The organism is Pseudomonas deceptionensis (assembly GCF_900106095.1).
GTDB classification, from domain to species: domain Bacteria; phylum Pseudomonadota; class Gammaproteobacteria; order Pseudomonadales; family Pseudomonadaceae; genus Aquipseudomonas; species Aquipseudomonas deceptionensis.
Genome location: NZ_FNUD01000002.1, coordinates 624,655 through 637,703, shown reverse-complemented (window position 1 = coordinate 637,703; position 13,049 = coordinate 624,655). Strand labels below are relative to the sequence as shown.

Annotated in this window: 9 protein-coding genes; all 9 read left to right on the top strand. The window is 59.1% G+C overall.

Features of this window, described 5'->3' with window-relative positions; all coding sequences use genetic code 11:
• Window position 1: 1 nt before the first annotated feature.
• Complete coding sequence (hutG, locus tag BLW11_RS02680) at window positions 2-805, top strand: N-formylglutamate deformylase (protein WP_048360468.1); 804 nt, start codon at window positions 2-4, stop codon at window positions 803-805.
• A gap of 322 nt (window positions 806-1,127) precedes the next feature.
• Window positions 1,128-2,825: a urocanate hydratase gene (hutU, locus tag BLW11_RS02675; RefSeq protein ID WP_048360467.1), complete on the top strand. Its 1,698-nt coding sequence runs from the start codon at window positions 1,128-1,130 to the stop codon at window positions 2,823-2,825.
• Between the two features lie 116 nt (window positions 2,826-2,941).
• On the top strand, window positions 2,942-4,474 hold the full coding sequence (gene hutH / locus BLW11_RS02670; RefSeq protein WP_048360466.1) for a histidine ammonia-lyase: 1,533 nt from the start codon (window positions 2,942-2,944) through the stop codon (window positions 4,472-4,474).
• A gap of 76 nt (window positions 4,475-4,550) precedes the next feature.
• Entirely contained in the window at window positions 4,551-5,954 is a 1,404-nt protein-coding gene (locus tag BLW11_RS02665) for an amino acid permease (protein WP_048360465.1), read from the top strand.
• A 127-nt stretch (window positions 5,955-6,081) separates the two neighbouring features.
• On the top strand, window positions 6,082-7,053 hold the full coding sequence (gene pip, locus BLW11_RS02660) for a prolyl aminopeptidase (protein ID WP_048360464.1): 972 nt from the start codon (window positions 6,082-6,084) through the stop codon (window positions 7,051-7,053).
• Entirely contained in the window at window positions 7,050-7,487 is a 438-nt protein-coding gene (dtd, locus tag BLW11_RS02655; RefSeq protein ID WP_048360463.1) for a D-aminoacyl-tRNA deacylase, read from the top strand. Before pip ends, dtd begins: the two co-directional genes overlap by 4 nt.
• A 231-nt stretch (window positions 7,488-7,718) precedes the next feature.
• The gene (locus tag BLW11_RS02650) at window positions 7,719-9,455 is read left to right on the top strand and encodes a glucan biosynthesis protein G (RefSeq protein ID WP_048360642.1); all 1,737 of its coding nucleotides are present in this window, start codon (window positions 7,719-7,721) and stop codon (window positions 9,453-9,455) included.
• Complete coding sequence (gene mdoH, locus BLW11_RS02645; protein ID WP_048360462.1) at window positions 9,448-12,000, top strand: glucans biosynthesis glucosyltransferase MdoH; 2,553 nt, start codon at window positions 9,448-9,450, stop codon at window positions 11,998-12,000. The genes BLW11_RS02650 and mdoH overlap by 8 nt, the downstream gene beginning before the upstream one ends.
• A gap of 248 nt (window positions 12,001-12,248) precedes the next feature.
• A complete protein-coding gene (locus BLW11_RS02640; protein WP_048360461.1) occupies window positions 12,249-13,046 on the top strand; it encodes a transporter substrate-binding domain-containing protein in 798 nt (265 codons plus the stop codon).
• Window positions 13,047-13,049 lie beyond the last annotated feature (3 nt).

The following is a 13,049-nucleotide window of genomic DNA, read 5'->3' as shown; positions in this document are numbered from 1 at the left end:
TGTGGATAAGGTTCTGACATTCAAACAAGGCCGTGTGCCATTGCTGATCAGCATGCCCCACGCAGGCTTGAAACTGACGCCGGCGGTAAAGGCCGGTCTGATCCCGGAGGCGCAAAGCCTGCCGGACACCGACTGGCACATCCCGCAGCTCTACGACTTTGCTGCTGAGCTGGGCGCCAGCACCTTGGCTGCCGAGTACTCGCGCTTCGTGATTGACCTCAATCGCCCCGAAGACGATGCACCGATGTACGTGGGCGCGACCACGGGGCTGTTCCCGGCCACGCTGTTTGATGGCGTGCCCCTGTTCCGCGAAGGGCAAGTGCCTTCGGAGCAAGAGCGTGCGACGTACCTGGAGCAGATCTGGAAGCCCTACCACCAGACCTTGCAACAGGAGCTCAAACGCCTCAAAGACGAGTTTGGCTATGCGTTGCTGTTCGATGCGCACTCTATCCGTTCTTGCGTGCCGCACCTGTTTGACGGGCGTTTGCCGGACTTCAACCTGGGCACGTTCAATGGCGCCAGCTGCGACCCGGCACTGGCCCGCGATCTGGAAGCCATTTGCGCCGAGCACCCGGCGTACAGCCATGTGCTGAACGGGCGCTTCAAGGGCGGCCATATCACCCGCCATTACGGCAGCCCCGCCGACAACATCCATGCGGTGCAACTGGAGCTGGCGCAGTGCACCTATATGGAAGAGTTCGAACCGTTCAACTATCGCCAGGACCTGGCGGCACCGACCCGGGTGGTGCTCAAGCAATTGCTCGCGCGGATTATTGAGTGGGGGCAACAGCGTTACGCAAAGTAATGACTCAATACACCCCATGGGCGCTGGCATCAGCGCCCATGGGGTGACGCGATCAGCACCCCCTCCTGTTACCGAACGCCCCAAAAAGACGCAAAACCCCCTCCCAGTAACATTCCCGCGCTTTACCCCTCATCTGTCAAAGAGACTACCTGCGTAAATTTAAGCCTTTATTTACGGGGCCTGTAGCAGCGATTAAACAATTTCACCTGCTGAAATATGACATTGGCCGCTTACTTGCATATGCTTGTATGTACAAGTACATAAGTGTGCGTCGATCCTCTTCTCACACCCGACGCATCTGCCCATCGCTGAGGAGTTACCCGTGACTTCAACTACCCCTAAATCGCCTGCTTCGTTCACCCGTCACCGTGATGGTGAAATTCGCGCCGCCCGTGGCACCCAGCTCACGGCTAAAAGCTGGATGACAGAAGCCCCGCTGCGGATGCTGATGAACAACCTCGACCCACAAGTGGCCGAGAACCCTACCGAACTGGTGGTGTATGGCGGTATTGGCCGGGCAGCGCGTAACTGGGAGTGCTACGACAAAATCGTCGAGAGCCTGACCAACCTCAACGATGACGAAACCCTGCTGGTGCAATCGGGCAAGCCGGTTGGCGTGTTCAAAACCCACAGCAACGCGCCACGGGTGCTGATCGCCAACTCCAACCTGGTTCCGCATTGGGCTACGTGGGAACACTTCAACGAACTCGACGCCAAAGGCCTGGCCATGTACGGCCAGATGACCGCCGGCAGCTGGATCTACATCGGCAGCCAGGGCATCGTTCAGGGTACCTACGAAACCTTCGTTGAAGCCGGTCGCCAGCATTACAACGGCAGCCTGGTCGGCAAATGGGTACTGACTGCAGGTTTGGGCGGCATGGGCGGTGCACAACCGCTGGCCGCTACCCTGGCCGGTGCCTGCTCGCTGAACATTGAATGCCAGCAAAGCCGTATCGATTTCCGCCTGGCCACTCGTTATGTCGACGAGCAAGCCGTGGATCTGGATGACGCGCTGGCACGTATTGCGAAATACACCGCTGAAGGCAAAGCGATTTCCATCGCCCTGTGCGGCAACGCTGCTGAATTGCTGCCGGAAATGGTTCGTCGTGGTGTGCGCCCGGACATGGTGACCGACCAGACCAGCGCCCACGACCCACTGAACGGCTACCTGCCAAAAGGCTGGACCTGGGAGCAGTACCGCGACCGCGCCGTGACCGATCCGGCTGCCGTGGTCAAAGCCGCCAAAGCCTCGATGGGCGAACACGTTGAAGCCATGCTGGCGTTCCAGAAGGCTGGCGTTCCGACTTTCGACTACGGCAACAACATTCGTCAGATGGCCAAAGAAGTGGGCGTTGAAAACGCATTCGACTTCCCGGGCTTCGTACCGGCTTACATCCGCCCACTGTTCTGCCGCGGTGTAGGTCCATTCCGTTGGGTCGCACTGTCGGGTGATCCGGAAGACATCTACAAAACCGACGCCAAGGTCAAAGAACTGATCGCTGACGACGCCCACCTGCACAACTGGTTGGACATGGCTCGCGAGCGCATCAGCTTCCAGGGCTTGCCGGCACGTATTTGCTGGGTTGGTCTGGGCCAGCGCGCCAAGCTGGGCCTGGCGTTCAACGAAATGGTGCGCAGCGGCGAGCTCAAAGCCCCGATCGTGATTGGCCGTGACCACCTGGACTCTGGTTCGGTATCCAGCCCGAACCGTGAAACCGAATCGATGAAAGACGGTTCGGACGCTGTGTCCGACTGGCCACTGCTCAACGCCTTGCTCAACACCGCGAGCGGTGCGACCTGGGTCTCGCTGCACCACGGCGGCGGCGTTGGCATGGGCTTCTCGCAACACTCGGGCATGGTGATTGTGTGTGACGGTACCGACGAAGCGGCAGAACGCATTGCCCGCGTACTGCACAACGACCCGGCGACCGGCGTAATGCGCCATGCCGATGCCGGTTACGACATCGCCATCGACTGCGCGAACGAGCAGGGCCTGAACCTGCCGATGATCAACGGCTGACATTGGTCTTCTGTGGGAGCTAGCCTGCTCGCGAACGGTCTTCGCGAGCAGGCTAGCTCCCACAAGGTTGCTAAAGATTTCTATAATTTCGGTTACACGTGTGAAGGAGTATTAACGTGCTTGAGCTAAACCTGATCCCCGGCCAACTGAGCCTTGCCCAACTGCGTGACATTTATCAGCAGCCGGTAACGCTCAGCCTGGACGAGAGCGCCTCGGCGCAGATCGATGCCAGTGTGGCGTGCGTTGAGCAGATCCTTGCCGAAAACCGCACCACCTACGGCATCAACACAGGTTTCGGTTTGCTGGCTTCGACCAAAATCGCCAGCGAAGACCTGGAAAACCTCCAGCGTTCCCTGGTGCTGTCCCACGCAGCCGGTATCGGCGAGCCGATCAGCGATGATCTGGTGCGCCTGATCATGGTGCTCAAGGTCAACAGCCTGAGCCGTGGTTTCTCCGGGATTCGCCGCGTGGTTATCGACGCATTGATCGCACTGATCAATGCCGAGGTTTACCCGCACATCCCGCTGAAAGGTTCGGTGGGCGCATCGGGCGACCTGGCGCCGTTGGCGCATATGTCGCTGGTACTGCTGGGCGAAGGCAAGGCACGTTACAAAGGCGAGTGGCTCGATGCCGTAAGCGCCTTGAAACAAGCCGGTCTTGAGCCGCTGACCCTGGCCGCCAAAGAAGGTCTGGCCCTGCTCAACGGTACTCAGGTATCCACGGCTTACGCCTTGCGCGGTCTGTTTGAAGGCGAAGACCTGTTCGCTGCTGCCATGGCATGTGGCGGCCTGACGGTTGAAGCCGTGCTGGGTTCGCGCTCGCCGTTCGACCCACGTATCCATGCGGCACGCGGTCAACGCGGGCAGATCGATGCAGCTGCGATTTATCGCGACCTGCTGGGCGCGAGCAGTGCAGTCTCCGAGTCGCACAAAAACTGCGACAAGGTACAAGACCCGTACTCCCTGCGTTGCCAGCCACAAGTGATGGGCGCCTGCCTGACTCAGTTCCGTCAGGCTGCCGAAGTGCTGGGCATTGAAGCCAACGCGGTGTCGGATAACCCGCTGGTATTTGCCGAGCAGGGCGACGTGATCTCCGGCGGTAACTTCCACGCCGAACCGGTTGCGATGGCCGCAGACAACATGGCTCTGGCGATTGCCGAAATCGGCTCGCTGAGCGAGCGCCGTATCTCGTTGATGATGGACAAGCACATGTCGCAATTGCCGCCGTTCCTGGTGGCCAATGGCGGCGTGAATTCCGGCTTCATGATCGCTCAGGTGACGGCTGCGGCCCTGGCCAGCGAGAACAAGGCGTTGTCGCACCCGCACAGCGTCGACAGCATTCCAACCTCGGCCAACCAGGAAGACCACGTATCGATGGCCCCTTCTGCTGGCAAGCGTCTGTGGGAAATGGCTGAAAACGTACGTGGTGTATTGGCGATTGAGTGGCTGGCCGCGTGCCAGGGTCTGGACCTGCGTGATGGCCTGAAAACCTCGGCCAAGCTTGAAATCGCTCGCACCACCTTGCGTAGCAAGGTTGCGCACTATGAGAAAGACCGCTTCTTCGCTCCGGACATCGAAATTGCCATGAAGCTGTTGGCAACCCGTTGCCTGAACGATCTGCTGCCAGCACACGTTCTGCCAAGCCTGTAACCCCAAAAAAACGCAGAGAGCCTCCCGGGCTCTCTGCGTCTCTGTTTTCGCCGACAATAATAATCAAGGACGCGAAATGCAAAACCAGACTCAAGGTTTGAAACGCGGGCTATCGGCCCGTCACATCCGTTTTATGGCGCTGGGTTCAGCGATCGGAACGGGTCTTTTTTATGGTTCAGCCGCTGCCATCCAAATGGCTGGACCTGCTGTGTTGCTGGCGTACCTGATTGGTGGTGCTGCGGTATTCATGGTGATGCGCGCACTGGGCGAAATGGCCGTGCACAACCCGGTGTCCGGTTCGTTCGGCCACTACGCCAGTACCTACCTGGGCCCGATGTCCGGCTTTATCCTGGGTTGGACCTATGCCTTTGAGATGATCATCGTGTGTCTGGCCGATGTCACCGCCTTCGGTATCTATATGGGCTTCTGGTTCCCGGAGGTGGCGCGCTGGATCTGGGTATTGGGCATCGTGCTGCTGATTGGCGGGCTTAACCTGTGCAGCGTCAAAGTCTTCGGTGAAATGGAGTTCTGGCTGTCGCTGCTCAAGGTTGCCGCCATCGTGGCGATGATCCTGGCCGGTTTCGGCATCATGCTGTTCGGCATCGGTACCTCCGGCAGTTCAGATGCGGTGGCCACCGGCATCAGCAACCTGTGGTCATTCGGCGGCTTTATGCCTAATGGCGTGGGCGGCTTGATCGCTTCGTTTGCGGTGGTGATGTTTGCCTTTGGCGGCATTGAAATCATCGGCATCACCGCCGGCGAAGCCAAAGACCCGCAACGCGTGATCCCTAAAGCGATCAACGCAGTGCCGTTACGCATTCTGTTGTTCTATGTGCTGACCCTGTTTGTGTTGATGGCTATTTACCCTTGGACCCAGATCGGCAGCCAGGGCAGCCCGTTTGTGCAGATTTTTGACAGCCTGGGTATCAGCTCGGCGGCCACCATTCTGAACATCGTGGTGATCTCGGCTGCGGTGTCGGCCATCAACAGCGACATCTTCGGCGCAGGCCGCATGATGTACGGTCTGGCACAGCAAGGGCAGGCGCCTAAAGGCTTCGCCAAAATCTCCCGCCATGGCGTGCCGTGGATGACGGTCCTGGTGATGGGCGCTACGTTGTTGGGCGGTGTGGTGCTCAACTACCTGATCCCGGAAAACATCTTCCTGGTGATCGCCTCGATTGCCACCTTTGCCACGGTGTGGGTGTGGTTGATGATTTTGGTGACTCAGGTGGCCATGCGTCGCTCCATGACCCGCGAGCAAGTGGCCGAGCTCAAGTTCCCGGTGCCGTTCTGGCCGTATGCGCCGATGGCCGCGATTGCGTTCATGGTGTTCATCTTCGGCGTACTGGGCTACTTCCCTGAGACTCAAGCGGCGCTGATGGTCGGCGTGGTCTGGATTGCATTCCTGGTGGTGGCTTATCTGTTGTGGGTAAAGCCGGCAGCAGGTCGGGCGATTGAAGTGGCTCCCGAGCTTTCCTGAGTTTCCGACCTTTTGGGGGCTGGCAAGCCAGCTCCCAAAGGGTTGCGTGTAAGGACATGCTCATTGCACTCAATCGGGTTTATGATGCCAGACGGCAACATTTTCCAGCCCCCCCTCGGAGTGCGTAATGCAGACCTTGTTCCCGCAGATCAAACCCTACGCCCGGCATGAGCTGGCGGTTGATGGGCCGCATGTTCTCTACGTTGACGAAAGCGGTTCGCCAGACGGCCTGCCCGTGGTGTTTGTCCACGGCGGGCCGGGTTCGGGCTGCGATGCCAACAGTCGCTGTTACTTTGATCCGGGTCTGTACCGGATCATCACCTTCGATCAGCGCGGCTGTGGGCGCTCGACGCCGCATGCCAGCCTGGACAGCAACACCACGTGGGATCTGGTCGCGGACATGGAGCGGATTCGTCTGTTCCTCGGGATCGACAAGTGGGTGGTGTTCGGCGGTTCGTGGGGTTCGACCCTGTCACTGGCGTACGCGCAAAGCCATCCGGAGCGGGTACACGGCCTGATCCTGCGCGGGATCTTCCTGGCCCGTCCTCAAGAAATCGAATGGTTCTATCAGAAGGGTGCCAGCCGGATCTTCCCGGATTACTGGCAGGAATATATAGCCCCGATCCCGCCTGAAGAGCGTCACGACCTGATGAGTGCTTTTCACAAACGTCTGACAGGCAATGATCAGATTGCCCAAATGCACGCGGCCAAGGCCTGGTCGACCTGGGAAGGGCGTGCCGCAACCCTGCGGCCCAACCCGCAAGTGGTCGAACGTTTCTGTGAGCCGCACCGGGCATTATCCATCGCCCGTATCGAATGCCATTACTTCATGAACAACGCGTTCCTGGAGCCCAACCAGTTGCTGCGCGACATGTACAAGATCGCTCACCTGCCGTGCGTGATCGTCCATGGTCGCTACGACATGATTTGCCCGCTGGACAACGCCTGGGAGCTGCATCAGGCCTGGCCCGGCAGCGAGCTGCAAGTGATCCGCGAAGCCGGCCATGTGGCCTCCGAGCCCGGAATCACCGATGCCTTGGTACGTGCCACCGAGCAAATGGCCCGCCAGTTGCTCAAATTGCAGCCGGACGAAGCATGAAGGGCCTGCTGCAGCGCGTCAGGGGTGCGCGGGTAGAAGTGGCAGGGGAGATTGTCGGTTCAATTGATCAGGGCTTGCTGGTGCTTGTCGCGGTCGAGCCCGGCGATACCGGGGCGAGCGTCACCAAGTTATTGCACAAGTTGCTCAACTACCGGGTGTTCAGCGATGCCGAAGGCAAAATGAACCTGTCACTGGCCGATATCGGTGGCGGTCTGCTGCTGGTTTCGCAATTTACCCTGGCGGCCGACACCAAAAATGGCCTGCGCCCGAGTTTTTCCACGGCAGCACCCCCTGCCTTGGCCGAGGAGTTGTTCAATCACCTGCTCAGCGAGGCAAAACGCCTTCACCCGAGGGTGGAATCAGGGCGTTTTGGAGCCGATATGCAGGTACATTTGATCAATGATGGCCCTGTGACATTTCTGTTACAAATCTAAAACCCTGAAAATCGGTGTTTTCGTCTGAAAACAGGGGGTTTTAGCGAGAAATACTTGCTGACAGTAGATGCGTTGTAACGCGGGCTACTAGATAATCCCGCGCTACACAGAGACTAATCCGGCACGCTGGGGGAATTAAAACTTCTACCAATTGTCGGAACAGTGCTCGCCAACCTGGCATTTAGATCGCTGGTGGTTGGTTTCATCATCTGTATTCGGCGAGGTTTGCTCGTGATTGTTAGTCCATTAAATGCACCAAAAATGTCTGCCAAGCGGTTACGCAACGCACTGGTGACGGGCTCTGCGCTCTTTTGCTTGTTCGGTGCGGGTCAACTGTGGGCATTCAGTCTGGATGACGTGGCGGCTGAGGCTAAAACCCTCGCCGAACAGAAATACCAAGCGCCACGCAGCAATTTGCCAAAAGAGTTCCGCGACATGAAGTTCGCGGACTACCAGAAAATTCAGTTCAATCGTGAAAAGGCGCAGTGGGCGGGCGATAAAACCCCGTTCAAATTGTCCTTCTATCACCAGGGCATGCATTTCGACACGCCGGTGAAAATCAACGAAGTGACCGCCACCAAGGTTGAAGAGATCAAGTACGACTCCAGTCGTTTCGATTTCGGTGACGTCAAGTTTGACCCGAAAGCTACCGAGAACCTCGGTTGGGCGGGTTTCCGCGTGCTGTATCCGATCAACAAGGCGGATAAGCAGGACGAAATCATGACCATGCTCGGCGCGAGTTACTTCCGCGTTGTGGGCAAAGGCCAGATCTACGGCCTGTCGGCCCGTGGTATGGCGATCGACACCGCATTGCCATCGGGCGAAGAGTTCCCGCGCTTCACCGAATTCTGGATCGAAAAACCCAAGCCTAACGACAAGCACCTGGTGATCTTCGCCTTGCTGGATTCGCCACGGGCTACCGGCGCTTACCGCTTTACCCTGCGCCCTGGCGTAGACACGGTGGTGGACGTCAAGGCGCAGATGTTCCTGCGTGACAAGGTAGGCAAGCTGGGCATCGCTCCGCTGACCAGCATGTTCCTGTTCGGCGCCAACCAGCCGTCCAAAGTGCTCAACTACCGTCGCGAGTTGCACGATTCGTCGGGCCTGGCCATTCATGCCGGCAACGGCGAGTGGATCTGGCGTCCGCTGAACAACCCGAAACACTTGTCCGTGAGCAACTTCTCGGTTGAAAACCCGCGTGGCTTTGGCTTGCTGCAACGTGGCCGTGACTTCAGCCACTACGAAGACCTCGATGACCGCTACGACAAGCGCCCAAGCGCCTGGATCGAACCGCAGGGCGACTGGGGCAAAGGCTCTGTTGACCTGGTAGAAATCCCGACGGCTGACGAAACCAACGACAACATCGTTGCGTTCTGGAGCCCGGACACTCTGCCCGAGCCTCTCAAACCGTTCGATTTCGCTTACCGCATGCACTGGACCCTGGACGAAGCAGCCCTGCACCCGGGTGACAGCGCCTGGGTCAAGCAAACCCTGCGTTCGACCGGCGACGTCAAGCAATCCAACCTGATCCGCCAGCCAGACGGCAGCGTGGCTTACCTGGTTGATTTCGAAGGCCCGTCGCTCAAGGGCTTGGCGGAAGATGCGGCTGTACGCAGCCAGGTCAGTGTCGGTGACAACGCCGAACTGGTTGAGAACAACGTGCGTTACAACCCTGAAACCAAGGGCTGGCGCTTGACCCTGCGGATGAAAATCAAGGATCCGAGCAAGTCCACGGAAATGCGTGCAGCGCTGGTCCAGGACGTCGAGCAAGCCCCTGCGGCCAAGCCGGCAGCGCCAGTGACCAAAGCTGAAAAAGCAGCGGCCAAGGCACAAGAGAAGAAAGAACACGTAGCCGCCAAGGACGCCAAAGCCCCTGCGGCCGACGCTACCCCAGCCACTCCGGAACCGGTGAAGACTGAAAAAGTACTGACCGAGACCTGGAGCTACCAGTTGCCAGCCGATGAGTAATGCTCAGCCCCAACCGGCCTCGCTCAGCGAGTACCTGGCGCATTTGCCACTGAGCGATGAGCAGCGCGCCGAACTGGCGAGCTGCACCTCGTTCGCCGAGTTGCATGCGCGCTTGTCGGCGCAGGCTGACGTAGAACCTGCCGAGGCCGCACAGGCCTCGGTGGGCACGCGTCTTAACCTGACATCGGCCGCTGAACTCGAGGAAGCAGAAATGCTTGCCCTCGACGCCAGCGGCCGGGTGATGCTCAAGGCTACGCCGCCGATTCGCCGCACCAAGGTGGTGCCAGAGCCATGGCGCACCAACATTCTGGTTCGCGGCTGGCGGCGTCTGACCGGGCGCAGCAACCCGCCTGCACCGAAGATCGATGAGCGCGTATTGCCCCATGCCCGATGGCGCACGGTGGGTTCTATCCGCCGTTACATCCTGCTGGTGTTGATGCTCGGCCAGACCATCGTGGCCGGCTGGTACATGAAAGGCATCATGCCGTATCAGGGCTGGGCGTTCGTTGACCTTGAAGAAGTGCTGCACCAGCCGTTGATGCAAACGGCGCAGCAAGTGCTGCCATACGCCTTGCAGACCAGCATCCTGATCCTGTTCGGGATTCTGTTCTGCTGGGTGTCGGCGGGTTTCTGGACAGCCTTGATGGGCTTTCTGGAACTGCTGACCGGGCACGACAAATACCGCATTTCCGGCGCCAGCGCCGGCAATGAGCCGATCCCGGAGCAGGCGCGTACTGCACTGGTAATGCCGATCTGTAACGAAGACGTGACCCGCGTATTTGCCGGTTTGCGGGCAACGTACGAGTCGGTAGCGGCCACAGGTGATCTGGACCGCTTCGACTTCTTCGTCCTCAGCGACAGTAACGACCCTGATATCTGCGTCGCCGAGCAACAGGCCTGGCTGGATGTGTGTCGCGAAACAGAAGGCTTCGGGCGGATTTTCTATCGCCGTCGCCGCCGTCGTGTGAAGCGTAAAAGCGGCAACCTCGACGACTTCTGCCGTCGCTGGGGCGGCGATTACACCTACATGGTGGTGTTGGACGCGGACAGCGTCATGAGCGGTGAATGCCTGACCAGCCTGGTGCGCCTGATGGAAGCCACGCCAGACGCGGGCATCATCCAGACTGCGCCGCGTGCTTCGGGCATGGACACCTTGTATGCACGCATGCAGCAATTTGCGACGCGGGTATACGGGCCGCTGTTCACCGCCGGTCTGCACTTCTGGCAGTTGGGTGAATCCCACTACTGGGGCCACAACGCAATCATCCGAATGAAGCCGTTTATCGAGCACTGCGCCTTGGCGCCGTTGCCGGGTAAAGGGGCTTTTGCGGGCGCGATCCTGTCTCACGACTTCGTTGAAGCAGCGCTGATGCGCCGTGCCGGTTGGGGTGTATGGATTGCCTACGACTTGCCGGGCAGCTACGAAGAACTGCCGCCCAACTTGCTGGACGAACTCAAGCGTGACCGTCGCTGGTGCCACGGCAACTTGATGAACTTCCGCCTGTTCCTGGTTAAAGGCATGCACCCGGTCCACCGTGCGGTGTTCCTCACGGGCGTGATGTCGTACCTGTCAGCGCCGTTGTGGTTCTTCTTCCTGTTGCTGTCGACGGCCTTGCTGGCGGTCAACACGCTGATGGAGCCGCAGTACTTCATGGAACCGCGCCAGTTGTATCCGCTGTGGCCACAATGGCACCCGGATAAAGCCGTGGCACTGTTCTCGACTACGATCGTGCTGTTGTTCCTGCCCAAGCTGCTGAGCATTATCTTGATCTGGGCCAAGGGCGCCAAAGCGTTCGGCGGCAGGTTCAAGGTCACGCTGTCGATGTTGCTGGAAATGCTGTTCTCGATGCTGCTGGCACCGGTGCGCATGATCTTCCACACCCGCTTTGTTCTGGCCGCGTTCCTGGGTTGGGAAGCGACCTGGAACTCGCCACAGCGTGACGATGACTCCACGCCGTGGAGCGAAGCCGTGCGCCGTCATGGCCCGCAAACCCTGCTGGGTGCGGCCTGGGCTGCGCTGGTGTTGTGGTTGAACCCGAGCTTCTTGTGGTGGCTGGTGCCGATTGTCGGTTCGCTGATGCTGTCGATCCCGGTTTCGGTGATCTCCAGCCGGGTCAAGCTGGGCCTCAAGACGCGTGACGAAAGCCTGTTCCTGATTCCTGAGGAATACGCGCCGCCGCGTGAATTGTCGGCCACTGCTGAATACACCCACGAGAACCGCTACCACGCACTGCACGACGGTTTTGTGCGGGCAGTGGTTGATCCGAAGCAGAACGCCCTGGCTTGTGCCCTGGCGACGTCGCGTCACCGTGAAGCCGAGCCGATTGAGTGGCTGCGTATCGAACGTGTGCGCCACGCCCTCAAGGTCGGCCCTCAGGGCGTGACCAACAAAGAGCGCATGGAGCTGTTGAGTGACCCTGTGGCCCTTGCCCGCCTGCATGCACTGGTGTGGAACGAAGGTCACGAAGGCTGGCTGAACGCCTGGCGAGAGTCGGTTGCCGCTGACCCTCACGCGCCGTTGTTGCCGTTACAGCCCGCGGCTTGATGCCAAAACAAACCCCACTTCGGTGGGGTTTGTGCTTTATGGGGGGGCTGCGGGAGCGAGCCTGCTCGCGAACGCACTTCGCGAGCAGGCTCGCTCCCACCGTTGAAGTTTCTCGGTAGCGGATCCATCGCCCACCCCCATCCTGCTTTTCTCTCGCAACACTCGTGTCACAACCCCCCAGTGAGTTAGCATCCGCCTCCGAATGGGTGAGTGCCCGACTTTATTGAGCAGGTGAGGGGGAGTTGATGATGAAGAAGTTTCTATCGAAACTGATGTTCGGTGTCACTGCACTACTGGCGGTCAGCGCCGCCCATGCAGGCGCCATTGATGACGCGGTCAAGCGCGGCACCTTGAAGGTGGGCATGGACCCGACCTATATGCCGTTCGAAATGACCAACAAGCGTGGCCAGATCATTGGTTTCGAAGTTGACCTGCTCAAAGCCATGGCCAAGTCCATGGGCGTCAAGCTGGAGCTGGTTTCCACCGGTTATGACGGCATCATCCCGGCCCTGATGACCAACAAGTTCGACATGATCGGCAGCGGCATGACCCTGACCCAGGAGCGCAACCTGCGCCTGAACTTCAGCGAACCCTTTATCGTTGTGGGCCAGACCCTGCTCATTCGCAAAGAACTTGAAGACAAGATCAAATCCTACAAAGACCTCAACGACCCGCAATACCGCCTGACGTCCAAGATCGGCACCACGGGTGAAATCGTGGCTCGCAAGCTGATCTCCAAAGCCCAGTACCACGGCTACGACAACGAGCCAGAAGGTGTTCTGGACGTGGTTAACGGCAAGGCTGATGCCTTCATCTACGACGCGCCTTACAACGTTGTAGCGGTGAACAAGTTCGGTAACGGCAAGCTGGTGTTCCTCGACAAGCCGTTCACCTACGAGCCGCTGGCCTTCGGTCTGAAGAAAGGCGACTACGACAGCATCAACTACATCAACAACTTCCTGCACCAGATCCACGAAGACGGCACCTACGATCGCATCCATGACAAGTGGTTCAAAGACACCGCCTGGCTCAAAGACATGGAATAAGCG

What these genes read in the sequence shown, in the direction of transcription:
- BLW11_RS02665 (WP_048360465.1), top strand. Translation starts at nt 4,551, where the DNA reads ATGCAAAACCAGACTCAAGGTTTGAAACGCGGGCTATCGGCCCGTCAC.
- pip (WP_048360464.1), top strand. Translation starts at nt 6,082, where the DNA reads ATGCAGACCTTGTTCCCGCAGATCAAACCCTACGCCCGGCATGAGCTG.
- dtd (WP_048360463.1), top strand. Translation starts at nt 7,050, where the DNA reads ATGAAGGGCCTGCTGCAGCGCGTCAGGGGTGCGCGGGTAGAAGTGGCA.
- mdoH (WP_048360462.1), top strand. Translation starts at nt 9,448, where the DNA reads ATGAGTAATGCTCAGCCCCAACCGGCCTCGCTCAGCGAGTACCTGGCG.
- BLW11_RS02640 (WP_048360461.1), top strand. Translation starts at nt 12,249, where the DNA reads ATGAAGAAGTTTCTATCGAAACTGATGTTCGGTGTCACTGCACTACTG.